We start from the raw sequence: 25,625 nt of genomic DNA on the forward strand, positions 1-25,625 counted from the left end.
ATGGGTTTCAACCTTTCCGCCTGGGCGCTGCGCAATCGCCAGATCGTACTGTTCCTGATGATCCTACTGGCAGCCATTGGCGCCATGTCCTACACCAAGCTGGGTCAGAGCGAAGACCCACCGTTCACCTTCAAGGCCATGGTCATCCGCACCCTGTGGCCGGGGGCCACGGCCGAGGAAGTGTCGCGCCAGGTCACTGAGCGCATCGAGAAAAAGCTGATGGAAACCGGCGAGTACGAAAAGATCGTCTCGTTCTCCCGGCCAGGTGAATCGCAGGTCACCTTCATGGCCCGTGACTCGATGCACTCCAAGGACATTCCCGAGCTGTGGTACCAGATCCGCAAGAAGGTCGCGGATATCCGCTACACCTTGCCGCCGGAAATCCAGGGGCCGTTCTTCAACGACGAGTTCGGCACCACCTTCGGCAATATCTATGCGCTGACTGGCGCTGGCTTCGACTATGCGGTGCTCAAGGATTACGCCGACCGTATCCAGATCCAGCTGCAACGGGTCAAGGACGTGGGCAAGGTCGAGCTGGTGGGCTTGCAGGACGAGAAGATCTGGATCGAGCTGTCCAACCTCAAGCTGGCTACGCTCGGCGTACCGCTGGAGTCTGTGCAGCAGGCGCTGAGTGACCAGAATGCCGTGAGCGCCGCCAGCTTCTTCGAGACGCCCAGTGAGCGCCTGCAGTTACGGGTCAGCGGGCGTTTCGACAGTGTCGAGCAGATTCGCCAGTTCCCTATTCGAGTCGGTGACCGCACCTTCCGTATCCAGGATGTCGCCGAGGTGCACCGCGGCTTCAACGACCCGCCCGCGCCGCGCATGCGCTTCATGGGCGAAGACGCCATTGGTCTGGCCGTGTCGATGAAGGACGGTGGCGACATCCTGGTGCTTGGCAAGGCCCTGGAGGGCGAGTTCGAGCGCCTGGCGCACAACCTGCCGGCCGGCATGGAACTGCGCAAGGTCTCGGACCAGCCAGCGGCGGTCAAGGCCAGCGTCGGCGAGTTCGTACAGGTGCTGGTCGAAGCGCTGATCATCGTGCTGCTGGTGAGTTTCTTCTCGCTCGGCCTGCGCACAGGCCTGGTGGTGGCGCTGGCGATTCCCCTGGTGCTGGCCATGACCTTCGCCGCGATGCACTACTTCGGTATCGGTTTGCACAAGATTTCGCTCGGGGCGCTGGTGCTGGCCCTGGGCTTGCTGGTGGACGACGCGATCATTGCCGTGGAAATGATGGCGATCAAGATGGAGCAGGGCTTCGATCGGCTCAAGGCAGCCAGTTACGCCTGGACCAGCACGGCCTTCCCGATGCTCACCGGTACGCTGATTACCGCCGCCGGCTTCCTGCCAATCGCCACTGCCGCATCGAGCACCGGTGAGTACACCCGTTCGATCTTCCAGGTGGTGACCATCGCGCTATTGACCTCATGGGTGGCGGCCGTAGTCTTCGTGCCCTACCTGGGGGAGCGCCTGCTACCGGACCTGGCGAAGTTGCATGCGGCCCGCCACGGCAAGGATGGGCAAGCGCCAGACCCCTATGGCACGCCGTTCTATCAGCGCGTGCGGCGCGTGGTGGAGTGGTGCGTGCGGCGGCGCAAGACGGTCATCCTGCTGACCATCGCGGCCTTCGTCGGCAGTATCCTGCTGTTCCGTTTCGTCCCCCAGCAGTTCTTCCCGGCCTCCGCGCGCCCAGAGCTGATGGTCGACCTCAAGCTCGCCGAAGGCGCTTCGCTGGCCAATACCGCCGAGCGGGTCAAGCAACTGGAAGCGTTGCTCAAGCAGCAGGAAGGCATCGACAACTACGTGGCCTATGTCGGCACGGGCTCGCCACGCTTCTACCTGCCGCTGGACCAGCAGCTGCCCGCCGCCAGCTTCGCCCAGTTCGTGGTGCTGGCGAAGTCGATGGAAGACCGCGAACGCCTGCGCAGTTGGCTGATCACCACCATGGACCAACAGTTCCCTGATCTGCGCGCCCGCGTCACGCGGCTGGAAAACGGTCCGCCCGTGGGTTACCCGGTACAGTTCCGGGTCACCGGCGAACATATCGAGAAGGCCCGTGAGCTGGCCCGTGAAGTGGCGGACAAGGTGCGCGAGAACCCGCATGTGGTCAACGTTCATCTGGACTGGGAAGAGCCGAGCAAGGCGGTGTTCCTGGAAATCGACCAGGACCGCGCGCGGGCCCTTGGCGTCAGTACCGCGCAGCTGTCGAGATTCCTGCAGAGCTCGCTGACTGGCGCTACGGTCAGCCAGTACCGTGAGGACAACGAGCTGATCGAGATCCTCCTGCGCGGCACCCAGCAGGCGCGCAGCGAACTGGGCAACCTCGGCAGCCTGGCGTTGCCCACCGACAGCGGCCAGAGCGTGGCGCTGTCGCAGGTGGCAACCCTGGAGTACGGCTTCGAGGAAGGCATCATCTGGCACCGCAACCGCTTGCCGACGGTGACCGTGCGCGCCGATATCTACGACAAGGAACAACCGGCGACCCTGATCAAGCAGATTGCCCCGACCCTGCAGGCGATCAAGGACAAACTGCCCGAGGGCTACTTGCTGGAGGTGGGCGGTACGGTCGAGGATTCCGAGCGTGGGCAGAAGTCGGTGAATGCCGGCATGCCCTTGTTCATCGTGGTGGTGCTCAGCCTGCTGATGATCCAACTGCGTAGTTTCTCGCGCACGGTGATGGTGTTCCTCACCGCGCCCCTGGGGTTGATTGGCGTGACCCTGTTCCTGCTGGTGTTCCGCCAGCCGTTCGGTTTCGTCGCCATGCTCGGCACCATTGCCCTGGCGGGGATGATCATGCGCAACTCGGTGATCCTGGTGGACCAGATCGAACAGGACATTGCTTCGGGGATGGACCGCTGGCAGGCGATCATCGAGGCTACGGTACGGCGCTTCCGGCCGATCGTGCTGACGGCGTTGGCGGCTGTGCTGGCGATGATTCCGTTGTCGAGGAGTGTGTTCTATGGGCCGATGGCGGTGGCGATCATGGGGGGGTTGATTGTCGCTACCGTGCTGACGCTGTTGTTCCTGCCGGCGTTGTATGCGGCGTGGTTCAGGGTCAGGAAGGGCTGAAGATCGCGGGGGAGGGCTTTGCCCTCCTTTCGCGACACAAGGCCGCTCCTACAGGGGTACGCGATCCCCTGTAGGAGCGGCCTTGTGTCGCGAAAGGGGCGCAGAGCGCCCCCAATTCTTCAAAGCGCGCCAAATACCTTCTTGGCCAGGCTGGTAGCCGCCTGGGCCGGGTTCTGGCGAATGCTCTGCTCCTGCTTGCCAATCATCTCGAACAACCCGTCCAGGGCCTTCTCGGTCACGTAGTTCTCGATATTGGCGTCATCCTTGATCAGCCCAAGGCCCTTGGCCTGGCCTGCAAAGCTGTTGTACTGCTGGGCCAGCCCGACCTTGTCGGTGGCCTGCTTGACGATGGGCAGGAACTTGGCGCGGATCTGCTCGCGGCTGCTCTTGTTCAGGTACTGGGTAGCCGAATCGTCGCCGCCACTGAGAATACCCTTGGCGTCGGTGACGCTCATGTTCTTCACCGCATCGACCAGGATCGCCTGAGCCTGCGGCACTGCAGCTTCGGCGGCCTTGTTCATGCTGGCTTCCAGGGCTTCGACCTGGTCACCTTTGCCGAACATCTTCATGGCCTTGGCGGCCTTGCCGAGGTTGCCCGGCAGTTCGATGCGCACGTCCGGGTCGTTGCTGAAGCCACCCGGAGTGCTCAGTTGCTTGACGGCCAACTGGGCGCCCTGGGTCAGGGCGTCCTTCAGGCCGCCGGTGGCGTCTTTCTGGCTCAGGTCGCCGAGCGACAGGGCCAGGGCGCTGGCCGACAACAGCAGGCCGGCGCATAGCGTGGTGAAGCGCAGGGAAGAGCGAATCATGAGGCGTTCCTTCTGAACGAAAACAAAAGCGCGTCAGCGCACCGGATCGACCTTGATCCGCACGGGCTGTGGGTCGCTGCCGTCGAGCTTGACGCCGTGGTGTTCGGTATTGATGAACAACAGCTTGCCGTCCAGTTCGATGCGGGCGCTGACCGCATAACGGTGGCCGGGCTTGATCTGGGCCGGGTCATAGCTGAGGTGGAATGGCAATGGCACGTTGCCCTTGACCGGGCCGGCCTGGCTGGCCAGGGTCACGGCGGGGGCGTCCATCAGCGAAACGTCCTGCAGGCTCACATTCAAGGTAGCGGCAGGTGGCAGGGCGATGCGCTGCAGGTAGAAGACTTCACCGTCCAGGCTGGCCTGGTTCGAGGGTGTTTGGCTGGAACAGGCTGCGAGCAGGGATGCGCAACACAGCATAAAGAGTTTTTTCATGGAATCTCCGGTGTCCTTGGGGCTGGCTTTTGGCCAACCCCGAGGACTTTAGCGGATTTTGCCGGTGGGGTCGTCAACCCTTGCGCTTACCACTCTGAAAGCCCTCGGCGCTTGGGGGTAGGTTGCCGCCGTGGATGCCATCAGTGACAGTCGTTTTCCTTGAGGTCATGGAGGGCATTTCTTGAGCAGGGAGCAATGGATGTGCTCAATGTTCCGCCAGCGGGAGGTCCCAGTTGCCGTCATGAATTTCGTCGGACATCGAGTCGATCTTGTCGACGGTTACCCGGACCGTGCCTTTGACCTTGTCGGGTTCGACCACATGGCTACTGCTGTTGATGTACAGCAGCTGGCCATCCTGTTCGATACGCACCATCAGCGCATAGGTGTTGCGCGGGTCGATTTGCCGGCTGTCATAGTTCAGGTGCAGGTTGATCGGCATCGTGCCGGCGCACCGCAGGCGCAGTTGGGCATGGCAGATGGCGGGTGCATCCAGCATGGACACATCCTCCAGGCTCACTTGCACGAGCGCCGAAGGCGGCAAGGTGCCGTCGTTCGAGGCCACGATTTCGATATTCAGCGATTGAATGGAAGTGTCGCTCATGTTGGTACTCCGAATTGGATGGGAAGGGTCCAGCGGACCCATCCTCATCCCATCGGCGCGCCTTGCGGCAGCGACAAACCTTACCCTGCGAAGGCCGGCGCTGCCTCGTCGCGATGCAGTGCGACCTGGCGGATCGACAGGCGCAGCTCGGCCGACAGCACGCGCTTGGCCACACCCTCGGCGAGTTCGCCGAGTTTTTCATGGTGGCCGAGCTTGCCGTCACTGCCTGGGCGCAGCACGCCTTGCTCGATCAAGGTCTGGATGAAATGCCGGAACAGGGTCTTGTCGAAGAACTCCGGGGCGTTCAGGCCATGCAGGATCGACAGGCGCTGGGCCATCATCACGCAGAGGTCTTCCAGTTCTTCGGCGCTGAGGGTGTTCTGGCCGCTGTTGAGCAGCAGCGAAGTCGCCATGTAGAAGCGCTGCAAGGTCTGGGTGATGGTGCGGGCGAGCAGGGTCAGCAGGACGAACTGGCGCGAGCTCGGGGCGGGACGGATGTACATCTCGCCCTCCTGGCGCAGCAGGCCCTGCTCGACCAGCGCGGCCAGCCATTGGTCGATCACTTCGTCCAGTTGCGCAACCTCCCAGCGCAGGAACAACTCGGCCTGCAGGTACGGGTACAGCGCGTGCACGTACTGGCCGAGCAGTTCGCGGCTCATCCGCGAGCTGCTGTGGAAGAAGCTCGCCAGCAAGGCCGGCAGGGCAAAGATGTGCAGGACGTTGTTGCGGTAATAGGTCATCAGTACCGCGTTGGCTTCATCCAGGTACAGGATGCGGCCCAGGGCGTCTTTCTGCTCGGCCAGCAGGTCCATGCGCCTGACGTGTTCGATCAGCGCCTGGCCGTTACCTTCAGGCAAGGTGGTGTGCTCGGAGTAAGGCACCTTGCGCAACAGCGCCAGGTACAGGTCGAGCACCCGCTTCAGGGCCTGTTCGTCCAGGGCCAGGCGGCTGGTGGACAGCAGTGCCAGCGCCACCAGGTTGACCGGGTTGATCGCCGCCGCCTCGTTCAGGCGCCGGGCCACGGTTTCGCCCAGGCGGGTGGTGGTCTCATTGAGCCAGGCCGGGCGGAACTGCGGGCCATGATCCTGCTCGCGCCAGCCGGGTTGCTGCTGGTCGAGGAAGCCGGCCAGGCGGATCGGCTCGCCGAAGTTGACGTAGACCTGGCCGAAGCGCTGTTTCAGTGCACCGATCACCTTGAAGATGTCGAAGATCGACTCTTTCTTCTTGCTCGCGCCCCGCAGTTCACCCAGGTAGGTGCGGCCTTCCAGCACACGTTCGTAGCCGATGTATACGGGGACGAAGACGATTGGCATGCGTGACGAGCGCAGGAAGCTGCGCAGGGTGATGGCCAGCATCCCGGTGCGGGGTTGCAGCATGCGCCCGGTGCGCGAGCGCCCGCCTTCGACGAAGTACTCCACCGGGAAGCCTTTGCTGAACAGGGTGTGCAGGTATTCGTTGAACACCGAGGTATACAGCGGGTTGCCCTTGAAGGTGCGGCGCATGAAGAAGGCGCCGCCACGGCGTAGCAGGCCGCCGATGCCGGGCATGTTGAGGTTGATACCGGCGGCCACGTGCGGCGGCGTCAGGCCGTTGCGAAACAGCAGGTAGGACAGCAGCAGGTAGTCGATGTGGCTGCGGTGGCACGGCACGTAGATCACTTCGTGGCCCGGGGCGATACCTTGCACCTGCTCGATATGGTTGACCTTGATGCCGTCGTAGATCTTGTTCCAGAACCAGCTCAGGACCACTTCGAGGAAGCGGATCGCGGTGTAGGTGTAGTCCGAGGCGATCTCGTTGCCATAGCGCAGCGCCTGGGCTTCGGCCTTGGCCTGGGGAATGTTCTCGCGTTGCGCCTCTTCGGCGATGGCCTGACGGACCAGCGGGGCATGCACCAGGCCTTTGACCAGGTTGCGCCGGTGCGAGATGTCCGGGCCTATCACCGCGGTCTTGAGGTTGCGGAAATGCACGCGCATCAGGCGCTGGGCCATGCGCACGGTGCGTTCATGGCCCTTGTTGTGCTGCACCAGCTCGCGCAGGTGGATGGGGGCGGAGAACTGCACGCGGGTCTTGCGGCCCAGGATCAGGATGGTCAGAAGCCGGCGCAGGCGCCCGGTGACTGCCCAGCTGTCGGCGAACAGCAGTTTCCACGGGCTGGATTCGCTGGCCGGAGTCTGCCCCCAGAACACGCTGACCGGAATGATTTGCGCGTCTTCTTCGGCGTGCTGGCTCACGGCGGCGACCAGACGCTCCAGGGTCGGCGGGGCGCCGCGTTTGTCATGGCGGCCCAGCCAGTCCGGGTCGGGGGTGAGGTAGAAGAACCCGGCGGGTTCGTGCAACGGGCCCACGGCCACCGGCAGTACAGGGCGCGGCAGGCCGGCCTTGGTGCACTCATGATCAAGTACCGCCAGGTCGCTGAGCGAGGGCGAGGGCAGGGCATAGAACACCGGCCGGCTGCGGTCGAGGTTGAGGCTCATCGACGATTGGTTGATGGTCTCGGAGCGCACCCACAGGTACAACAGGCGACGCAAGGCGCCGAAGATCAGGCGGCGCAGGGGGGAACGGGTCATGGGGTGTGTGCCCTGGGTGTGATGACAGGTGATGATTTTTTGCGAGTGCAGCCAATTAGTCTGCCGTATCTGCGCAAGTTCAGCAAAATCCTGCGAGCGGCGCCGCAGTCATGAAATTTATTTGTTCGGTGTCATATACTCGGCCTGCCACTTGCAGGATATTTCATCAAGCGGCGTCGGCACGGGGTGAAGACCTTGTGCCTGCAAGGCGATCTTCACAATAAAAATTCGGAGTAGTTCAGATGTCGTCTCGTGAGACTGGGAATGTAAAGTGGTTCAACGATGCCAAGGGCTATGGCTTCATTCAGCGCGAAGGTGGTGCGGATGTGTTCGTCCACTATCGGGCGATCCGCGGTGAGGGGCATCGTACCCTGGTCGAAGGGCAGCGGGTGGAATACGCCTGCGTGCAGGGCCAGAAAGGCCTGCAAGCCGAGGACGTAGTAGGCCTCTGAGCTTGTAGGAGCTGGCTTGCCGGCGATCAGCGGCGGATACCGCGGTGCTTGCATCGCCGGCAAGCCGGCTCCCACAAAGAGCGTTATGCGCTCATGTACGCCAGGTGATTTCCTCTTCACCGTCGGCACTGATGCGGACCCAACGGTCGGCATCTTCTTCCCCGTCTTCCTCGACCCAGCCACCGGGTGCACAGCGTACTTCGACGCCCAGTGCGGCGAACGCGGCGCGGGCGCAGGCGATGTCATCGGCCCAGGGGGTCTGGTCGCTTTCCAGGTACAGGCTGTTCCATTTCCCTACAGCCTTCGGTAACCAAGTGACTGGAATGTTACCGGCTTGGCATTTGAAGGTCTGACCTTTCTGCTGCCATTCGCTGCACGGGCCGATGGCCTCGGTCAGCCACTTGGCAAGTTGCTGGTGGTCGACGTCGGCGTCCTTCAGGTAGATCTCGATATCAGGTTGGCGCATAAGGGCTCCGGGTGTGCTCAGTCTTGGCGCACGAAATAGTCATAACGCATGGAAACCGTGACCTCGAACGGCTCGGGCTGGTCGATCACCCGCGCGCGCTTCTCGGCACTGGCTCGCCAGCCGTGAGGGGTCATTGCCAGCAGGTCGGCGCGGGCCTTGGGTTCGGCCAGGCTCAGGCGGAATTCGAGGATTTCGCCGTGGGCGTGGGCCATGCCCTCCGGCACCAGGGCCAGCTGCTTGTCGTCAGCGTAGGGACGAACTTCATCGTAGAGCACTTCGCGCAGTTCCATCAGGTGCCCGCTGGTCGGGCCAACCCGCATCAGGCCACCACCGGGGCTGAGCAGGCGCTTGGCTTCGGCCCAGTCGAGCGGGCTGAACACACTGGCGATGAACTGGCAGCTGGCATCGGCCAGTGGCACGCGGGCCATGCTGGCGACCATCCAGGTCACGCCAGGGTCGCGGCGGCAGGCACGCTTGACCGCTTCGCGGGAGATGTCCAGGGCATAGCCGTCGGCCTGTGGCAGGGCCTGGGCCAGTTGCGCGGTGTAGTAGCCCTCGCCGCAGCCGATGTCGAGCCAGGCGCCAGGCTTGCGCTCGGCGGCCAGCTCAGCCAGACGGCGGGCCACGGGGGCATAGTGGCCGGCGTCGAGGAAGTCGCGGCGGGCTTCGACCATGGCCTGGTTGTCGCCTGGGTCACGGCTGTTCTTGTGCTGCACCGGCAGCAGGTTCAGGTAACCCTGGCGGGCACGGTCGAAGCGGTGGCCTGCCGGGCACACCACTCCGTTGTCGAGGCGCGTGAGGGCGGCCTGGCAGATAGGGCAGGCAAGCATCAGGCGAGCAACCGGACCAGGGTCTGGTAGTAGATCTCGGTCAGCAAGTCGAGGTCGCTGGCCAGGATGCGCTCGTCGACCTGGTGGATGGTGGCGTTGACCGGGCCCAGCTCGACCACCTGGGTGCCCATGGTGGCGATGAAGCGGCCATCGGAGGTGCCGCCGCTGGTGGACGGCTGGGTGTCGCGGCCGGTGACGCCCTTGATGCTGGCTGCCACCGCATCGAGCAGTTCGCCCGGCTCGGTGAGGAAGGGCAGGCCCGACAGCGCCCAGTCGATCGACCAGTCCAGTTCATGCTTGTCGAGGATTGCCGAAACCCGTGCTTGCAGGCCTTCGACGGTCGACTCGGTAGAGAAGCGGAAGTTGAACAGCGCAGTCAGCTCGCCCGGGACGACGTTGGTGGCGCCGGTGCCGGAATTGAGATTGGAGATCTGGAAGCTGGTCGGCGGGAAGAACGCATTGCCTTCGTCCCAGTGCTCGGCAGCCAGTTCTGCCAGGGCGGGGGCGGCCAGGTGGATCGGGTTGCGCGCCAAGTGCGGATAGGCCACGTGGCCCTGCTTGCCGCGCACAGTCAGCTTGGCGCCCAGCGAGCCGCGACGTCCGTTCTTGACCACGTCACCGAGCAGGGTGGTGCTCGAAGGCTCGCCGACGATGCACCAGTCCAGGCGCTCGTTACGCGCCTTCAGGCGCTCGACCACGGCCTTGGTGCCGTGGTGCGCCGGGCCTTCTTCGTCGCTGGTGATCAGGAAGGTGACCTTGCCGCGGTGGTCAGGGTAGTCGCGCACGAAGCGCTCGCTGGCCACCACCATCGACGCCAGGCTGCCTTTCATGTCGGCGGCGCCACGGCCGCAGAGCATGCCGTCGGCATCGATCAGCGCCTCGAACGGCTCGTGTTGCCACTGCTGCACCGGGCCGGTGGGGACCACGTCGGTGTGGCCGGCAAAGCACAGCACCGGTCCGTCCTGATTGCCATGGCTGGCCCAGAAGTTGTCGACGTCTTCGATGCGCATCGGCTCGAGCTGGAAGCCCACGGCGGCCAGTCGATTCATCATCTGTGCCTGGCAGTCGGCGTCGACGGGGGTGACCGAGGGGCGACGGATCAGGTCGCAGGCCAGTTGAAGGGTGGGCGAGAGCTCGGCTGGGGCCGTCATGGGGGACTCCGGGGCAAGGCAAGGCGGGAAAACGAGGGGCGTTATCTTATATCAAACAAGGGGCGTCGGCACGGGCCAATGGGGCCGCTTTGCGGTTCAATCGCCGGCAAGCCGGCGCCCACAGGTGCTGCGCAGTTCTCAAGGTAGCGAGAATCCTGTGGGCGCTGGCTTGCCGGCGATTGGGCTGCAAAGCAGCCCCAGCAATCTCAAGCCTGCTGCGGTTCTGCGACCTTGTCCGCAGGCTTTGGCAACGACGACAAGAACGCCATCACCAGCGCCGCCAGGTACGGCAACGATTGCACCAGCAGCATCGCCACCCAGAAGCGCATGTCCGAGCTCGGCAGCCCTTGCACCAGATAGATGCCAGCCGCCGCGCCCCACAGCAGCAACATGATGAACAGCTCTTCCCTGGCTTCGGAAATCGCCACCAGCAACCCGTGACTATCGGCATTCTTCGGCGTGCGGAAGAACGGCATGCTGCTGGTGAAGAACCCGTACAGCACCGCCTTGGCGATCGTGTGCGACAGCGCCAGGCCGGCCAGCGCCGCCGCGAAGGCATCCTTCAGGTTCACCCCCACCGCACGGCGGTACAGGAAGATGATCTTGCCCACCTTGAAGAAGAACAGCGCCAAGGGCGGAATGGCAAAGATCATCAGCGGCGGGTCGACCCGATGGGGCACGATGATCATCGCCGCCGACCACAACAAGGCGCCGACGGTGAAGAAGATGTTCATGCCGTCGGCGATCCACGGTAGCCAGCCGGCCAGGAAGTGGTAACGCTGGCCGCGGGTCAGCTCGCTGCCTTTGCCACGCAGCAAGGCCGCGGCATGGTGCTTGATGATCTGGATGGCGCCATAGGCCCAGCGAAAACGCTGCTTCTTGAAGTCGATGAAGGTATCGGGCATCAGGCCCTTGCCATAGCTGTTGTGGGCGTAGGCGGCCGACAGGCCTTTCTCGAACACGCGCAGGCCCAGCTCGGCATCCTCGCAGATGCACCATTCTGCCCAGCCCAGTTCTACGAGCACGCTGCGCCGGGTCATGGTCATGGTGCCGTGCTGGATGATCGCGTCACGGTCGTTGCGGGTGACCATGCCGATGTGGAAGAAACCCTTGTATTCGCTGTAGCACAGTTTCTTGAAGGCACTTTCGTGCTGGTCGCGGTAGTCCTGCGGCGATTGCACCACGGCGATTTTCGGGTCGGCGAAGTGCGGCACCATGTGCTTGAGCCAGTTGCGGTCGACGCAGTAGTCCGAGTCGATCACGGCGATCACTTCGGCATCTTCGGCCGTATGCGGGATCAGGTAGTTCAGCGCGCCGCCCTTGAAACCGGCCAGCGGCGCTACGTGGAAGAACTTGAAACGTTCGCCGAGCTTTTCGCAGTGAGCCTTGAGCGGCTCCCACACGGCCGGGTCCTTGGTGTTGTTGTCGATCACCAGTACTTCGTAATCCGGGTAATCCAGCGCGGCCAGGGCGTCCAGGGTCTGTTTGACCATCTCCGGCGGTTCGTTGTAGCACGGCACATGCACCGAGACTTTCGGCCGGTAGGCGGTGTCGCCCTGCACCGGCAGGAATTCTCGGCGGCGTTTGTGGATCCACACCGCCTCGGCCAGTTCATGGGCCTCGGTCATCAACACGATGAACACGCCCAGCGCGCCCAGTGCCAGCAATACACCGACGGTGAGGCTGAACCAGGTGCTGTACTGCTGGCTGTAGTCGTAGCCGATCCACACCAGTACCGAACCGCAAAGGAAGGTGATGAAGGTGAGGAAGGTTCGCCCGCGCTGGCGCAGGGCCGAGCCGTCGATCAGCAGCACGGTCAGGGCGATCATCGCCAGCACCACCGAGGCGACCGCCAGCGCACGCCATTGCGGAATCGCCACCACGGGCCCTTCGAAGTTGAACTTCTGCTGGCGTTCGGCGTTGAACACGCCCCAGTAGGCCCCCACCGAGCCTTCGTCACTGGCTTTCCACGGCTGGTCGTAGGCTTCGATGACGAAGTAGTTGTAGCCACGGCGGTTGAGGGTGTTGACCAAGGTGCGCAGGTAGATGGCCTGGTCGGCCTGGGTGGCGTCGGCACCGCCGCGCATGCGGCCATTGCTCGGCCAGCCGACTTCCGAAAGCAGCAGGGGCTTGCGCGGGAACTGCTGCTTGAGCTCGCGGGCGCGGTCGAGGACGAACGCCACCGAGTCCTGCATCGGCACGAACTCCCAGTAGGGCAGGATGTGCGCGGCGATCAGGTCGACGTGCTTGGCCAGCTCCGGGTGTTCCTTCCAGATATGCCACTGTTCGCTGGTGGTGACCGGCACCTTGACCGCGGCACGCACCCGGTCCAGGTACTGGATGAGGGCTTCGGGGGTGATCTCTTCACGAAACAGGGCTTCGTTGCCCACAACCACGCGTACCACGCTGCGCGAGGTATTGGCCAGCTCGATGGCTGTGGCGATCTCGCGCTCGTTGCGCTCCAGGTCGGGGCTGATCCAGATGCCCAGGGTTACCCGCAAGCCGAATTCCTCGGCCAGCCGCGGAATGTCGGCCTGGGAGCCTTCGACGGTATAGATGCGGATGCTGTCGGTCAGCTTGTTCATCTGCTCCAGGTCCTGGCGCATCTCGTCGTCGCTGGGGTACTGGCCCTTTTGCGGGCTTTCCCCGAGGCGGAATGGCGAGTACGAGAAGCCGGAGATCTGCTCTGGCCAGGCAGGCGCCGACACTGGGCGATTGACCAGCGCCCAGAACCCGGTGAACAGTGCGGCGATGGCCAGCACCACCACCAGGTTGAGGCCGAATTTGCGTGAAGACATTGTGATCCAGTTCTGTCCAGGTGATAGGACATTAAAGCAGTATTGGTAGGCTGTTTCCTAACGATGGAGCGGGTGGCGGTCGCTGGCCTATAATGCGCGCCGATTTTTGCGGTATGAGCTTCGGGATAGTCACATGAGCACAGAAGATCCACGCTTTGCCGGCGTCGCCCGGCTTTACGGCGACGACGGCCTGCAGCGCCTGAGCCAGGCCCACGTGGCGGTCGTCGGTATCGGCGGGGTCGGCTCGTGGGCGGCCGAGGCCCTGGCGCGCAGTGGTGTGGGCGAAATCACCCTGTTCGACCTCGACGATGTCTGCGTCAGCAACACCAACCGCCAGGCCCATGCCCTGGAGGGCCAGGTCGGGCGGCCCAAGGTCGAGGTGATGGCCGAGCGTCTGCGGGCGATCAATCCGGCGTGCACGGTGCATGCAGTGGCCGATTTCGTCACCCGTGACACCATGGCCGAGTACATCACCGAAAACCTCGATGCCGTCATCGATTGCATCGACAGCGTGATGGCCAAGGCGGCGCTGATCGCCTGGTGCCGGCGTCGCAAGATCGCCATCGTGACCACCGGCGGGGCGGGGGGGCAGATCGACCCGACGCAGATCCAGATCGGCGACCTCAACAAGACCTTCAACGACCCACTGGCTTCACGGGTGCGTTCGACCTTGCGCCGTGACTACAACTTCTCGCGCAATGTCAGCCGCAACTACGGTGTGCCGTGTGTGTTTTCCAGTGAGCAGCTGCGTTATCCCAAGGGGGATGGCAGTGTTTGCCTGCAGAAGAGCTTCGTTGGCGAGGGCGTGCGCCTGGACTGCTCGGGGGGCTTTGGCGCGGTGATGATGGTGACCGCGACCTTTGGCATGGTGGCGGCGAGCAAGGCGGTGGAGAAACTGGTTGCCGGTGCCAGACGGCCGTCGGAGCGGGTGAAGGCTTTGTAGGAGCGGCCTTGTGTCGCGAAAGGGCTGCGTAGCAGCCCCCTGTACTTAGCTGCGCCGCTGAAATCCTGGGGCCGCTACGCAGCCCTTTCGCGACACAAGGCCGCTCCTACAGGGTCGCGTCCGGCTTGGGTTCAGTGCGAGGATGCCAGCTCTGCCATGCGCTGCAACACCGCATGTAGCCCATTGCTGCGTGATGGCGACAGCTGGCGCTCCAGCCCAAGCTGGTTAAACCAGCCCTGCAGATTCAGGCCAGCCAGCTCAGTGCTGGACAACCCTTGCACCCGCACCAGCAGCAACGCCAACAACCCGCGCAACAATCGCGCATCACTGCCGGCCTTGAACCGCCATTGGCCATCGTGCTGCTCAGCCACCAACCACACCAGGCTTTCACAGCCATGCACGCGGTTGTCTTCGGACTTGTCCGCCTCACCAAGCGGTTCCAGGGTGTCGCCCATCTGCATCAGCAGCCGCGCACGCTGCTCCCAGCCACGGGCCTGCTCGAAACGCGCCAATGCCTCCTGGGCTTCTACCGGCAAACTCATCGCAACAGCTCCAGGCCCTGATCGAGCGCGTCGAAGAACCGCTGCAGGTCATCACTGTCGTTGTACAACGCCAGCGACACGCGAATCGCGCCTTCCAGACCCAGGCCCTTGAGCAGCGGCATCGCACAGTGATGACCGGCGCGCACGGCAACCCCTTGCTCGGTCAACAGGTGCGCGATGTCGGCGTTGTGCACGCCTTCGATGACGAAGCTGGCCAAGGCGGTTTGCGGTGTGCCGAGTACACGCACACCCTCGCGGTCGGCAAGCCCGCGTAGCAGCGCCTGATGCAGATGCGCTTCGTGCGCTTCGACGGCATGGCCGTCGAGGCTGGCCAGGTAATCCAGGGTCGCGCCCAGGCCGATCACCCCGGCAATCGGCGGGGTGCCTGCCTCGAAGCCCAGCGGTGCGGGGCGGAAACTGGCGTCCTGGTAGTCGGCCAGTTGCACCATTTCCCCGCCGAACTGCCAATGGCGCAGCAATTCCAGCGCCTGGCTGCGCCCGTACAGCACGCCGACGCCTTCGGGCCCGTACAACTTGTGGCTGGAGAACACGTAGAAATCACACCCCAGTTGCTGCACGTCATGGCGGCCATGGACCACGCCCTGGGCACCATCGACCACGGTCAGCGCGCCCTGGGCGTGGGCATGGGCCAACAACGCGGGAAGCGGCTGCCAGGTGCCGAGCACGTTGGACAGCTGGCTGAGCGCAAGCAGTCGGGTGCGTGGCCCGATCAGCTGCAGCGCTTGCTCCAGGTCGATACGGCCATGGGCATCCAGCGGCAGCACGACCAAACGCAGGTTGCGCCGGCGTGCCAGTTGCTGCCAGGGCAGCAGGTTGGCGTGGTGCTCCAGGGCGCTGATGGCGATCTCGTCGCCCGCCTCGAAGCGGTGCTCCAGGCCATAGGCCAGCAGATTCAGGGCCGAGGTGGCGCCGTGGGTGAAGATGATCTGCCGCGATTGCGCTGCATTGAGCCAAGCGGCAACCTTGTCCCGGCTTCCCTCGAACGCCTGTGTCGCCAAGGCACCGGGCAGGTGCTGGGCGCGGTGCACGTTGGCCGTGCCATGGCCGTAGTAATGGCTCAGGGCATCGAGCAAGGCTTGGGGCTTCTGGGTGGTGGCGGCGCTGTCCAGGTAGGTCTGGTGCTGCCGTTGCAGGGCGGCGATGGCGGGGAAGTCGGCACGCCAGGGGGAGGGCTGGAACATGATCACGGGGCCTGGAATGAAAATCGGGTCTGGCGTGTGTGCGCCAGACCCGATCTTAACACTTCGAACCCGCGGGGAGTTCTCAGTTGTGGGCGTGCAGCGCCTCGTTCAGCTCGATGGCCGACTTGTGCGTCTTGCACTCGACGGCACCGTTCAGCGAGTTGCGGCGGAACAGCAGGTCGGTCTGGCCAGCCAGGTCACGGGCCTTGACCACCTTGACCAGCTGGTTGTTTTCGTCCAGCAGGTTCACCTTGGTGCCGGCGGTGATGTACAGGCCGGCTTCGACGGTGTTGCGATCGCCCAGCGGAATGCCGATACCGGCGTTGGCGCCGATCAGGCAGCCTTCGCCGACCTTGATGACGATGTTGCCGCCACCGGACAGGGTGCCCATGGTCGAGCAACCGCCGCCCAGGTCAGAACCTTTGCCCACGAACACGCCAGCCGAGACACGGCCTTCGATCATGCCCGGGCCTTCGGTGCCAGCGTTAAAGTTGACGAAGCCTTCGTGCATGATGGTGGTGCCTTCGCCAATGTAGGCGCCCAGGCGCACACGGGCGGTATCGGCGATACGCACGCCGGCCGGGACCACGTAGTCGGTCATCTTCGGGAACTTGTCCACCGAGAACACTTCCAGCAGCTCGCCTTTGAGGCGTGCCTCCAGTTGCAGCTCGGCCAGTTCGCTCAGGTCGACGGCGCCCTGGTTGGTCCAGGCCACGTTCGGCAGCAGCGGGAAGATACCAGCCAGGCTCAGGCCATGTGGCTTGACCAGGCGGTGCGACAGCAGGTGCAGCTTGAGGTAGGCCTCCGGGGTGGAGGTCAGGGCTGCGTCTTCGGCCAGCACGGTGGCAACCAGCGGCTTGTGGCTCTCGGCCAGTCGGGTCAGCAGCGCTGCCTGGGCGGCATCGATACCTTTGACGGCTTCGGCCAGCTGAGCGGCCTGGGCATTGCTGAAGGTGATGGCCTGGTTGCCAGCTTCGTAACCCAGGATCGGGGCTACCGCGGCAACCAGCTCGGCGCTCGGGTTGAGCAGCGGCTGTGCGTAGAAGACTTCCAGCCAGGTGCCCTGGCGGTTCTGGGAGCCGACGCCGAAGGCCAGGCTGAACAGGGTATTGGACATGTGATTACCTCGTGCGAAATAGGGTAGGGGCTCAGGCCAGGGCAGCGGCATACAGGTCGGGCTTGAAGCCGACCAGGGTACGCGCGCCAAGGTCGAGCACCGGGCGCTTGATCATCGACGGCTGGGCCAGCATCAGTTCGACGGCCTTGGCCTGGTCGAGGTCGGCCTTGCTGGCCTCGTCGAGCTTGCGGAAGGTGGTGCCGGCACGGTTGAGGATGACTTCCCAGCCGTGCTCGTCGCACCAGCGGTTCAGGCTGTCACGGTCGATGCCTTGAGTCTTGTAGTCGTGGAATTCGTAGGCGATGGCCTGGTCTTCGAGCCAGGTACGCGCCTTTTTCATGGTGTCGCAGGCTTTGATACCGTAGAGCGTATGGGTCATTGTGTGCATTGGGGTCAAAGGTTTCCCCAATTTCTCCATTTTCGAATGTCAGTCGCGGGATTATGCGGGATCGATTCTTTGAGCGCCACGGGTGTGGGGGATTGATGGCTTCTAGGTGCATGCCTTGGGTTTTGCAGTGATTTGCAGATCGGTCGCAGCCCGCGCGGCGATCGGTTTCCGCGACACCGCAAAACTCGACCCACATCCCCAGACGCTAAGTATCATCATGTTACATATTCATCCGCCACCTGCGACTATCGTGCAGCGGTCGCATTTCCCATCACACCGCTAACATATTGTTTCAATGGCGATGTTTCGCCCCGCTGTAGTTATTGGTTCACAAAGGAAGCTTTCACGGATGCAGTCCGCCTATACCGTCCTGATCCTGCTGACGCTGGTAAGCGTGTCAAAGCTGGTCGGACGGGTCATTCCGCTGCCCCTGCCGCTGGTACAGATCGCCGCTGGCGCCTTGCTGGCGTGGCCGACCCTGGGCTTGCACGTCGCCCTGGACCCGGAGCTGTTCCTCTTCCTGTTCCTGCCACCGCTGCTGTTCGCCGACGGTTGGCGCATGCCCAAGCGCGAACTGTGGCGCATCCGCGGCCCCGTGGTGGCGTTGGCTGTGGGGCTGGTGCTGTTCACGGTGGTGGTGGCGGGTTACTTCATCCATTGGCTGCTGCCGACGATCCCGCTGCCGGTGGCCTTCGCGCTGGCGGCGGTGCTCTCGCCAACCGACGCCGTGGCGGTTTCAGCCATTACCCAGGACCGTTTGCCTACACCGTTGATGCACATGCTGCAGGGCGAAGCACTGATGAACGACGCCTCGGGCCTGGTGACCTTCAAGTTCGCCCTGGCTGCAGCCATTACCGGGGTGTTCTCGCTGGCAGACGCCAGTTTCAGTTTCGTCCTGGTCGCCTTGGGTGGCCTGGCGGTGGGCGTGGCCCTGAGTTGGTTGATCGGCCGTCTGCGGGCCTGGATGATCGCCCGCGGCTGGGATGACCCGGCAACCCACGTGGTGTTCATGTTGCTGCTGCCCTTTGCCGCCTATGTGCTGGCCGAGCGGCTGGGCGTTTCCGGCATCCTCTCGGCGGTAGCGGCCGGCATGATGCAAAGCTGGCTCGACCTGCTGCCGCGCCAGACCAGTACTCGCCTGCTCAACCGCAGCGTCTGGTCGCTGCTGGAGTTCGCCTTCAACGGCCTGATCTTCCTGCTGCTGGGGCTGCAGCTGCCGGACATCATCAAGGCGGTGGTCAGCCATGAAGCCACCCTTTGGCCGACCTTGGCCTACCGTTGCCTGGATGTGCTGGCGATCTTCGCAGCGTTGATCCTGTTGCGCTTTATCTGGGTGCAGAGCATCTGGCGGGCGATCGGCGTGGTCCGGCGCTGGCGCGGCAAGCCGGCGCTATTGCTGATGCCCACGGCCCGCTCCTGCTGGTTGCTGACCTTGGGTGGCGTACGTGGGGCGGTGACCCTCGCGGGTGTGATGTCGGTGCCGTTGCTGATCGGCGCAGGCCAGGCATTCCCCGAACGTGACTTGCAGATCTTCATTGCCGCTGGCGTCATCCTGCTGTCGTTGATCAGTGCCTGCATTGCTTTGCCATTCCTGCTGCGCGGGGTGACCAGGAGCCCCGATGAGCGGCTGCATCAAGAGGTGCTGGACGCTTGGCGGCGTACGGTCGAGGCCGCGATTCATGCGCTGGAGGCGGAGGAGGTGATTGACGCCAGCGCACCACAGGATGCGGCGCAGGCGACCATGGCCACCGAACTCAAGGCGCGGCTGATGGCGGAGTATCGCGATGAGCTCAACAGCTACAACGACACTGCCGAGGCAAGGGCCCTGGCCGACCAGATGGACTTGCTGGAGCGGCGTTTGCGCTTGCGTGCGCTGCGGGCGCAGCGGTTGGAATTGTATAACCTGCATCGCCAGCATCTGGTGGGCGATGAGGTGGTGCGGCAGGTGTTGGGGGAGCTGGATATGAGCGAGGCGAACCTGGGGGCGGTCAAGTAGATCGGCGGTGTTCCATTCGCGGGACAAGCCCGCTCCCACAGATACCCCGCTGCCCTTGAGTGCTGTGGGGTATCTGTGGGAGCGGGCTTGTCCCGCGAATGGGCCGCAGAGCGGCCCCCGGCTCAATCAGCGATTCTGCAGGAATGCGCGAATCCGCTCCGCGGCCTCGATGCACTCGGCCAGCGGCGCAACCAGCGCCATGCGCACGCGCCCGGCCCCTGGATTCACGCCATCGACTTCACGCGACAGGTATGACCCAGGCACCACGGTCACATGCTGGGCCTCGAACAGGTCACGGGTGAACTCGGCATCGCCGCCCGGCACCTTGGCCCACAGGTAGAAGCTGCCGTCCGGCCGCTGCACGTCCAGCACCGGTTGCAGGATGTCCAGCACGGCGTCGTACTTGGCGCGGTACTGGTCGCGGTTCTCGCGCACGTGGGCCTCGTCCTGCCAGGCGGCGATGCTGGCCAGCTGGGTTTGCACCGGCATCGCGCAGCCGTGGTAGGTGCGGTACAGCAGGAACGGCTTGATGATCTCGGCGTCACCGGCGACAAAGCCCGAACGCAGGCCTGGCAGGTTGGAACGCTTGGACAGGCTGTGGAACACCACGCAACGCTTGAAGTCGCTACGGCCCAGCGCCGCACAAGCGCTGAGCAGGCCTGGCGGTGGCGCATCTTCGTCGAAATACAGCTCGCTGTAGCACTCATCGGCGGCAATCACGAAGTCATGCTCGTCGGCCAGGGCGATCAACTTCTTCAGGGTATCCATCGGCACCAGCGCGCCGGTGGGGTTGCCCGGCGAGCAGAGGAACAGGATCTGGCAACGCTGCCAGACTTCGGCCGACACGGCATCGAAGTCAGGGTTGAAGCCATTGCTTTCCAGGCACGGCAGGTAATGCGGCGTGGCGCCGGCGAGCAGGGCCGCGCCTTCATAGATCTGGTAGAACGGGTTGGGGCAGACCACCAGGCCATCATCGGCCCGGTTGACCACGGCCTGGGTGAAGGCGAACAGCGCTTCACGGGTGCCGTTGACCGGCAGGATGTGGCGGTCGGCATCCAGCCAGCCGGCCGGCACGCCGAATCGACGTTCGCACCACTGGCCGATGGCTTGGCGCAACGCCGGCAGGCCGAGGGTGCTGGGGTAGACCGCCAGCTTGTCGAGGTTGTCGGCCATGGCCTTGGCGACGAAGGCCGGCGATTCGTGCTTCGGCTCACCGATCGACAGGGCGATGGCGCGTTTGTCCGCAGCAGGTTTCACGCTGCCCAGCAGGGCGCGGAGTTTCTCGAACGGGTAGGGCTGAAGCTGGGTCAAGGCGTGGTTCATCGGCGCAAGGTCTCGTCAATCGTCTAATCGTTAAAAGGTCATGCGGGTCGGGCTGGATTCGCTGGCCTGGCCGGCCTGCAGCTGCTGCACGATGGCCTCCTGCAGGCGGCTGCACAGCTGCGGATCGGACAACGGCTGGTTGTCGGCATCGGTGATGAAGAACACGTCTTCGACGCGTTCGCCGAGGGTGGCGATCTTGGCGTTCTGCAGCGACAGGTCGAATTCCAGGAAGATGCGCCCGAGCCGAGCAAGCAGCCCGGGGCGGTCTGGCGCGGTGATTTCGAGGATGGTCACCTGTCGCTGGGCATCGTTGAGGATGGTCACCTGCGGCGGGAAGTTGAAGTGCTTGAGCTGGCGCGGCACTCGACGCTGGATGATCGTCGGATAGTCCTCGGGGTTGCGCAGCGCTTCGGTCAACCCGTCGCGGATCTGCTTGACCCGTTGCGGGTTGTCGCCAATCGAGCCGCCATCGTTGTCCAGCACGATATAGGTGTCGAGGGTGAACTGGCTGCTCGAGGTGATGATCCGTGCGTCATGGATGTTCAGGTTCAGCTGCGACATGGCCGCCACGGTCACGGCGAAGAAATCGTGCTGGTCGGGGGCGTAGATGAAAATCTGCGTACCGCCCTCGAACTCGCGCTGGGTGGTTTCCTTGATCAAAACCAGCGGCCCGCCATCGGCCGGCTGCTGGAGGATGGCATCACTGTGCCAGGCCACGTCGGCGGCGGTGTGACGCAGGAAATAGTCATCGCCCAGTTGCGACCAGAGCTGCTCCACGTCGTCCGGGTCGGTGCCTTCGCGTACCAGAATGTCCAATGCGGCGCTTTGCGTCTGGCGAATCTGCTCCTCGCGGTCCAGCGGATTTTCCAGGCCGCGGCGCAGGGCGCGCTTGGTCTCGGTGTACAACTGACGCAGCAGGCTGGCACGCCAGGAGTTCCACAGGCTGGGGTTGGTGGCATTGATGTCGGCCACGGTCAGCACATAGAGGTAGTCCAGGCGCGTTTCATCGCCTACGTGCAGGGCGAAGTCGTTGATGACCTGCGGGTCGGAAAGGTCCTTGCGTTGGGCGGTGGTGGACATCACCAGGTGGTTCAGCACCAGCCAGACGATCAGGCGGCTGTCCCAGGCGGGCAGTTGGTGCCTTTCGCAGAACTTCTGCGCGTCCACCGCGCCGATTTCCGAATGGTCGCCTTGGCGACCCTTGCCGATGTCGTGATAAAGGCCGGCCAGGTAGATCAGCTCGGGTTTGGGCAGGCGGCCCATGAGCTTGCTGGCGAGCGGGAATTTCTCGGACACCGGGGTGTACTGCAGTTTGCGCAGGTGCTTGATGAGGTTCAGGGTGTGCGCATCGACCGTATAGATGTGAAACAGGTCGTGCTGCATCTGCCCGACGATCAGGCCGAATTCGGGCAGGTAGCGCCCGAGAATGCCGTAGCGGTTCATCCGCCGCAGGTTGCGGTGGATGCCGATCTCGCACTTGAACAGCTCGATGAACAGGCTGGTGTTGCGAATGTCGTGGCGGAAGGTGTCATCGATCAAATGCCGATGCTCACGCAGCAGGCGCACGGTGTCGGCGCGCACGCCCTTGATCTCCGGGTGCTGGGCCATCAGCACGAAGATCTCCAGCATGGCGAACGGGGTGCGCTTGAACACGTTCGGTTTGACCGCTTCTATATAGCCGTCGTGCAGACGGAAGCGGGCATTCAGCGGTTGGGTGGTGCCGCTGTCGTCATCGGCGAGGATGACCTCCTCGAAGTGCTGGATGATCAGGTCACACAGCTGGCTGATGCTCATCACCACCCGGTAGTACTGCTGCATGAACTGTTCGATGGCGCGTTTGGGGTTTTCGTCGCTGTAGCCGAGCAGGGCGGCGATGCTGCGCTGGTGGTCGAACAGCAGTCGGTCTTCGGCGCGCCCGGCAAGCATGTGCAGCGCGTAGCGGACCTTCCACAGGAAGTCCTGGGAGGACGCCAGCAACTCGTTCTCGCTTTCCAGCAGGAACCCTTCGCCGGCCAGTGCGTGCAGGTTGAGCGTGCCGTACTGGCGGCGGGCCACCCACAGCACCGTCTGGATATCGCGCAGGCCACCTGGCGAGCCTTTGACGTTGGGTTCGAGGTTGTACTCGGTGTCGTTGTACTTGTGGTGGCGGGCCTTGAGCTCGGCGCGCTTGGCCAGGTAGAAGTCCTTGCTCGGCCACATGTGCGCCGTGCTGGTGACCTCCAGCATGCGCTGGCGCAAGGCTTCGGGGCCGGCGATGGTGCGGCTTTCCATCATGTTGGTGATGATGGTCAGGTCGGCACGGGCCTGTTCGGCGCATTCGTCGACGGTGCGCACGCTCTGGCCGACTTCAAGACCGATGTCCCAGAGCAGGGTGAGGAAGCGTTCGATGGCATCGCGGTACTGCTCGTGCTCGGCGGCATCCAGCAGGATCAGCAGGTCGATGTCCGAGTGCGGGTGCAGTTCGCCGCGCCCGTAGCCACCGACGGCGATCAGGGCGATCCCGCTAGGGTCGCCCCAGTCGAACTGCTTCCAGGCCTGCTGCAGGATGTTGTCGACGAGCCAGGCGCGGTCCTCGATCAGGCGGCGGATTTCACGGCCTTCGCGAAAACGCCTGTCGAGCACCTCGCCGGCCTGGCGGATGGCTTTCTTGAAGGCGGCGATGGGGCTCGCCTTGAGGGCCAGTTCCGCCTGGAACTGGCCGCGGTCGAACAGCTCGGGATCCACCTGGGGCATCGCGTCGCGTTCCTGTCGTAGGGTTGCCTTGAGCGAATCAGCAGCGAAATCCGCGGCGAATTCAGGCCGAGGTGCGCGCGATCGTGTCGTCCTTGCGCAGGGTGAAGATCTCGTAGCCGGTCGCGGTCACCACCAGGGTGTGTTCCCACTGGGCGGAGAGCTTGCGGTCCTTGGTGATGGCGGTCCAGCCGTCGCCCAGCACCTTGGTGTCGGCCTTGCCCTGGTTGATCATCGGCTCGATGGTGAAGGTCATGCCTTCCTTGAGCTCCATGCCAGTACCGGCCTTGCCGTAGTGAAGGATCTGCGGCTCTTCGTGGAACACCTTGCCGATGCCGTGTCCGCAGAACTCGCGTACCACCGAGAAACCGTTCTTTTCAGCATGCTTCTGGATCACTTCGCCGATGTCGCCCAGGCGGCAGCCCGGCTTGACCAGCTCGATGGCCTTGTACATGCATTCCTGGGTGACCTTGGACAGGCGCTCGGCCCATACCGGCACGTTGCCGACGTGGAACATGCGGCTGGTGTCGCCGTGGTAGCCGTCCTTGATCACGGTGACGTCGATATTGAGCGTGTCACCGTCCTTGAGCGGCTTGTCGTTGGGGATGCCGTGGCAGACCACATGGTTGATCGAGGTGCAGATCGACTTGGGGTAGCCCTTGTAGTTGAGTGGCGCCGGGATGGCCTGCTGGACGTTGACGATGTAGTCGTGGCAGAGGCGGTCCAGCTCTTCGGTGGTGATACCGGGCTTGACGTGTTCTTCGATCATCTCCAGCACTTCGGCGGCCAGGCGGCCGGCGATGCGCATCTTCTCGATGTCTTCTGCAGTCTTGATGGTGACGGTCATTACAGGCTCTCTACGGCGCCGTGCACGGCGCGAACAAACGGGAAAGGCCGGATTCTAGCAGAGCAGGGCGCCGATCGGTCGGGATACAGATAGAGAATTGGGGCTGCTGCGCAGCCCATCGCCGGCAAACCGGCTCCCACAAGGATCGCGGTATCATTGTGGGAGCCGGCTTGCCGGCGATGGGGCGCGTAGCGGCCCCAAATGCCCGGGAAACTGCCAGCTACAGAAGGCATTCTGGCCTCTTTGGCGGGGTGCTGCAAAAACCGCTGACGGACGCGCCTGTATTCGGGTTCCGTTCGCTTGCGGTCTGTGGTATAAAATGCGCCGCTTTCGGGGATGACCCCGTCAGCCTAAACCCACACACGTGTCGACACGATGACCTGGGTGCCCTGGATTTTCGAGTCCGTGGGTTGGTCATTGGGATACGTGGAGGCCCAACCCGACTTATCAAGGAACTATCATGTCCCAAGTCAACATGCGCGATATGCTGAAGGCCGGTGTGCACTTCGGCCACCAGACCCGTTACTGGAACCCGAAAATGGGCAAGTACATTTTCGGCGCGCGTAACAAGATCCACATCATCAACCTGGAAAAAACCCTGCCAATGTTCAACGACGCTCTGGCGTTCGTAGAGCGTCTGGCTCAGGGCAAGAACAAGATCATGTTCGTCGGCACCAAGCGTTCCGCCGGCAAGATCGTCGCCGAGCAAGCAGCTCGTTGCGGTTCGCCATACGTTGATCACCGTTGGTTGGGCGGCATGCTGACCAACTACAAGACCATCCGCGCTTCGATCAAGCGTCTGCGCGACCTGGAAACCCAGGCCGACGACGGCACCTTCGCCAAGCTGACCAAGAAAGAAGCCCTGATGCGTTCGCGCGATCTGGAAAAACTGGATCGCAGCCTGGGTGGTATCAAGGACATGGGCGGCCTGCCTGATGCCCTGTTCGTGATCGACGTTGACCACGAGCGCATTGCTATCACCGAAGCCAACAAGCTGGGCATCCCGGTCATCGGCGTTGTCGATACCAACAGCAGCCCAGAAGGCGTTGACTTCGTTATCCCAGGTAACGATGACGCCATTCGCGCTATCGAGCTGTACATGACTTCGATGGCTGACGCCGTCATCCGCGGCCGCAACAACGTTGCTGGCGGCACCGAAGTCTACGCTGAAGAAGCGGCTGCACCAGCTGCTGAGTAATAGGCGCTAGCGTCTACTTGGCACGCGAAAAGGGGGCTTTGCCCCCTTTTTGCCACCTTGAAATCCTGCTGTCAGCTTGCGTCCCGCATCATGGGCCGGCTGAATCAACAACAGCGGATTTGCAGAATTGAACGCCCGTGACGAGCGGGTGGAATGGTTGAAAAACTTTC

At 63.5% G+C, this 25,625-nt stretch carries 20 protein-coding genes; 5 read left to right on the forward strand and 15 right to left on the reverse strand.

The genetic code is table 11. The features are described from left to right. Entirely contained in the window at positions 1 to 3,066 is a 3,066-nt protein-coding gene (locus ACIPZG_RS01950) for an efflux RND transporter permease subunit (protein ID WP_400709668.1), read from the forward strand. Between the two features lie 119 nt (positions 3,067 to 3,185). On the opposite strand, the gene ACIPZG_RS01955 is transcribed toward ACIPZG_RS01950, so the two are convergent. The 4 genes from ACIPZG_RS01955 to plsB all read right to left on the reverse strand — a co-directional run bounded on the left by ACIPZG_RS01955 (position 3,186) and on the right by plsB (position 7,472). Continuing rightward, positions 3,186 to 3,872, reverse strand: coding sequence for a DUF4197 domain-containing protein (locus ACIPZG_RS01955; protein ID WP_008094956.1), 687 nt, complete (start codon positions 3,870 to 3,872; stop codon positions 3,186 to 3,188). 33 nt (positions 3,873 to 3,905) lie between these two features. After that, positions 3,906 to 4,304, reverse strand: a complete 399-nt coding sequence (locus ACIPZG_RS01960; RefSeq protein ID WP_400639239.1) for a YbaY family lipoprotein — start codon at positions 4,302 to 4,304, stop codon at positions 3,906 to 3,908. 205 nt (positions 4,305 to 4,509) lie between these two features. Next, the gene (locus tag ACIPZG_RS01965) at positions 4,510 to 4,905 is read right to left on the reverse strand and encodes a YbaY family lipoprotein (protein WP_400709671.1); all 396 of its coding nucleotides are present in this window, start codon (positions 4,903 to 4,905) and stop codon (positions 4,510 to 4,512) included. A gap of 80 nt (positions 4,906 to 4,985) precedes the next feature. Then, the gene (gene plsB, locus ACIPZG_RS01970) at positions 4,986 to 7,472 is read right to left on the reverse strand and encodes a glycerol-3-phosphate 1-O-acyltransferase PlsB (RefSeq protein WP_400709674.1); all 2,487 of its coding nucleotides are present in this window, start codon (positions 7,470 to 7,472) and stop codon (positions 4,986 to 4,988) included. 242 nt (positions 7,473 to 7,714) lie between these two features. On the opposite strand from plsB, the gene ACIPZG_RS01975 reads away from it, so the two are divergent. After that, positions 7,715 to 7,924 carry a cold-shock protein gene (locus ACIPZG_RS01975; protein WP_003252255.1) on the forward strand — a complete coding sequence of 70 codons (210 nt, stop codon included), beginning with the start codon at positions 7,715 to 7,717 and terminating at the stop codon, positions 7,922 to 7,924. Positions 7,925 to 8,015: 91 nt separating this feature from the next. Here the strand turns inward: ACIPZG_RS01975 and ACIPZG_RS01980 are convergent, their stop codons facing one another. The 4 genes from ACIPZG_RS01980 to ACIPZG_RS01995 form a co-directional block, all read right to left on the reverse strand. Next, entirely contained in the window at positions 8,016 to 8,390 is a 375-nt protein-coding gene (locus ACIPZG_RS01980; RefSeq protein WP_400709677.1) for a hypothetical protein, read from the reverse strand. A gap of 17 nt (positions 8,391 to 8,407) precedes the next feature. After that, entirely contained in the window at positions 8,408 to 9,220 is an 813-nt protein-coding gene (locus ACIPZG_RS01985) for a putative RNA methyltransferase (RefSeq protein ID WP_400709680.1), read from the reverse strand. Further along, positions 9,220 to 10,371, reverse strand: coding sequence for a succinyl-diaminopimelate desuccinylase (gene dapE / locus ACIPZG_RS01990; protein WP_400709683.1), 1,152 nt, complete (start codon positions 10,369 to 10,371; stop codon positions 9,220 to 9,222). Before dapE ends, ACIPZG_RS01985 begins: the two co-directional genes overlap by 1 nt. Before the next feature lie 206 nt (positions 10,372 to 10,577). Continuing rightward, positions 10,578 to 13,169: a glycosyltransferase gene (locus tag ACIPZG_RS01995; RefSeq protein ID WP_400709686.1), complete on the reverse strand. Its 2,592-nt coding sequence runs from the start codon at positions 13,167 to 13,169 to the stop codon at positions 10,578 to 10,580. A gap of 133 nt (positions 13,170 to 13,302) precedes the next feature. On the opposite strand from ACIPZG_RS01995, the gene tcdA reads away from it, so the two are divergent. Then, positions 13,303 to 14,112, forward strand: a complete 810-nt coding sequence (tcdA, locus tag ACIPZG_RS02000) for a tRNA cyclic N6-threonylcarbamoyladenosine(37) synthase TcdA (RefSeq protein ID WP_400709689.1) — start codon at positions 13,303 to 13,305, stop codon at positions 14,110 to 14,112. A gap of 131 nt (positions 14,113 to 14,243) precedes the next feature. On the opposite strand, the gene ACIPZG_RS02005 is transcribed toward tcdA, so the two are convergent. From ACIPZG_RS02005 to ACIPZG_RS02020, 4 genes are all read right to left on the reverse strand, one after another. Continuing rightward, positions 14,244 to 14,654 (reverse strand): SufE family protein, encoded by a 411-nt coding sequence (locus ACIPZG_RS02005; RefSeq protein WP_400709692.1) that lies wholly within the window; start codon positions 14,652 to 14,654, stop codon positions 14,244 to 14,246. Further along, a complete protein-coding gene (locus ACIPZG_RS02010) occupies positions 14,651 to 15,856 on the reverse strand; it encodes an aminotransferase class V-fold PLP-dependent enzyme (RefSeq protein ID WP_400709695.1) in 1,206 nt (401 codons plus the stop codon). Before ACIPZG_RS02010 ends, ACIPZG_RS02005 begins: the two co-directional genes overlap by 4 nt. Positions 15,857 to 15,938: 82 nt before the next feature. Beyond that, positions 15,939 to 16,973, reverse strand: coding sequence for a 2,3,4,5-tetrahydropyridine-2,6-dicarboxylate N-succinyltransferase (gene dapD / locus ACIPZG_RS02015; protein ID WP_400709698.1), 1,035 nt, complete (start codon positions 16,971 to 16,973; stop codon positions 15,939 to 15,941). A gap of 31 nt (positions 16,974 to 17,004) precedes the next feature. Next, complete coding sequence (locus ACIPZG_RS02020) at positions 17,005 to 17,352, reverse strand: ArsC family reductase (protein ID WP_400709701.1); 348 nt, start codon at positions 17,350 to 17,352, stop codon at positions 17,005 to 17,007. Between the two features lie 358 nt (positions 17,353 to 17,710). Between ACIPZG_RS02020 and ACIPZG_RS02025 the strand changes: the two genes are divergently transcribed. Beyond that, on the forward strand, positions 17,711 to 19,357 hold the full coding sequence (locus ACIPZG_RS02025; protein WP_400709704.1) for a Na+/H+ antiporter: 1,647 nt from the start codon (positions 17,711 to 17,713) through the stop codon (positions 19,355 to 19,357). A 126-nt stretch (positions 19,358 to 19,483) separates the two neighbouring features. Here ACIPZG_RS02025 and dapC read toward each other — a convergent pair whose 3' ends face one another. The 3 genes from dapC to map form a co-directional block, all read right to left on the reverse strand. Continuing rightward, the gene (gene dapC / locus ACIPZG_RS02030) at positions 19,484 to 20,680 is read right to left on the reverse strand and encodes a succinyldiaminopimelate transaminase (RefSeq protein WP_400709707.1); all 1,197 of its coding nucleotides are present in this window, start codon (positions 20,678 to 20,680) and stop codon (positions 19,484 to 19,486) included. 30 nt (positions 20,681 to 20,710) lie between these two features. Beyond that, positions 20,711 to 23,413: a [protein-PII] uridylyltransferase gene (locus ACIPZG_RS02035; RefSeq protein WP_400709710.1), complete on the reverse strand. Its 2,703-nt coding sequence runs from the start codon at positions 23,411 to 23,413 to the stop codon at positions 20,711 to 20,713. A gap of 61 nt (positions 23,414 to 23,474) precedes the next feature. Then, positions 23,475 to 24,257: a type I methionyl aminopeptidase gene (gene map, locus ACIPZG_RS02040; RefSeq protein ID WP_400709713.1), complete on the reverse strand. Its 783-nt coding sequence runs from the start codon at positions 24,255 to 24,257 to the stop codon at positions 23,475 to 23,477. 460 nt (positions 24,258 to 24,717) lie between these two features. On the opposite strand from map, the gene rpsB reads away from it, so the two are divergent. Continuing rightward, positions 24,718 to 25,455, forward strand: a complete 738-nt coding sequence (rpsB, locus tag ACIPZG_RS02045) for a 30S ribosomal protein S2 (RefSeq protein WP_008094915.1) — start codon at positions 24,718 to 24,720, stop codon at positions 25,453 to 25,455. The last annotated feature ends 170 nt before the right edge of the window (positions 25,456 to 25,625 follow it).

Source organism: Pseudomonas sp. NPDC089395 (genome assembly GCF_044749525.1).
Classification (GTDB): Bacteria; Pseudomonadota; Gammaproteobacteria; order Pseudomonadales; family Pseudomonadaceae; genus Aquipseudomonas.

Bases quoted from the DNA above. Each gene is read 5' to 3' on its own strand.
- ACIPZG_RS01985 (WP_400709680.1), bottom strand. From the start codon at position 9,220: ATGCTTGCCTGCCCTATCTGCCAGGCCGCCCTCACGCGCCTCGACAAC.
- ACIPZG_RS02020 (WP_400709701.1), bottom strand. From the start codon at position 17,352: ATGACCCATACGCTCTACGGTATCAAAGCCTGCGACACCATGAAAAAG.
- ACIPZG_RS01955 (WP_008094956.1), bottom strand. From the start codon at position 3,872: ATGATTCGCTCTTCCCTGCGCTTCACCACGCTATGCGCCGGCCTGCTG.
- dapC (WP_400709707.1), bottom strand. From the start codon at position 20,680: ATGAACCACGCCTTGACCCAGCTTCAGCCCTACCCGTTCGAGAAACTC.
- ACIPZG_RS02035 (WP_400709710.1), bottom strand. From the start codon at position 23,413: ATGCCCCAGGTGGATCCCGAGCTGTTCGACCGCGGCCAGTTCCAGGCG.
- ACIPZG_RS01980 (WP_400709677.1), bottom strand. From the start codon at position 8,390: ATGCGCCAACCTGATATCGAGATCTACCTGAAGGACGCCGACGTCGAC.
- dapE (WP_400709683.1), bottom strand. From the start codon at position 10,371: ATGACGGCCCCAGCCGAGCTCTCGCCCACCCTTCAACTGGCCTGCGAC.
- ACIPZG_RS02025 (WP_400709704.1), top strand. From the start codon at position 17,711: ATGCAGTCCGCCTATACCGTCCTGATCCTGCTGACGCTGGTAAGCGTG.
- plsB (WP_400709674.1), bottom strand. From the start codon at position 7,472: ATGACCCGTTCCCCCCTGCGCCGCCTGATCTTCGGCGCCTTGCGTCGC.
- map (WP_400709713.1), bottom strand. From the start codon at position 24,257: ATGACCGTCACCATCAAGACTGCAGAAGACATCGAGAAGATGCGCATC.
- dapD (WP_400709698.1), bottom strand. From the start codon at position 16,973: ATGTCCAATACCCTGTTCAGCCTGGCCTTCGGCGTCGGCTCCCAGAAC.
- rpsB (WP_008094915.1), top strand. From the start codon at position 24,718: ATGTCCCAAGTCAACATGCGCGATATGCTGAAGGCCGGTGTGCACTTC.
- ACIPZG_RS02005 (WP_400709692.1), bottom strand. From the start codon at position 14,654: ATGAGTTTGCCGGTAGAAGCCCAGGAGGCATTGGCGCGTTTCGAGCAG.
- ACIPZG_RS02010 (WP_400709695.1), bottom strand. From the start codon at position 15,856: ATGTTCCAGCCCTCCCCCTGGCGTGCCGACTTCCCCGCCATCGCCGCC.
- ACIPZG_RS01950 (WP_400709668.1), top strand. From the start codon at position 1: ATGGGTTTCAACCTTTCCGCCTGGGCGCTGCGCAATCGCCAGATCGTA.
- ACIPZG_RS01995 (WP_400709686.1), bottom strand. From the start codon at position 13,169: ATGTCTTCACGCAAATTCGGCCTCAACCTGGTGGTGGTGCTGGCCATC.
- tcdA (WP_400709689.1), top strand. From the start codon at position 13,303: ATGAGCACAGAAGATCCACGCTTTGCCGGCGTCGCCCGGCTTTACGGC.
- ACIPZG_RS01965 (WP_400709671.1), bottom strand. From the start codon at position 4,905: ATGAGCGACACTTCCATTCAATCGCTGAATATCGAAATCGTGGCCTCG.
- ACIPZG_RS01960 (WP_400639239.1), bottom strand. From the start codon at position 4,304: ATGAAAAAACTCTTTATGCTGTGTTGCGCATCCCTGCTCGCAGCCTGT.
- ACIPZG_RS01975 (WP_003252255.1), top strand. From the start codon at position 7,715: ATGTCGTCTCGTGAGACTGGGAATGTAAAGTGGTTCAACGATGCCAAG.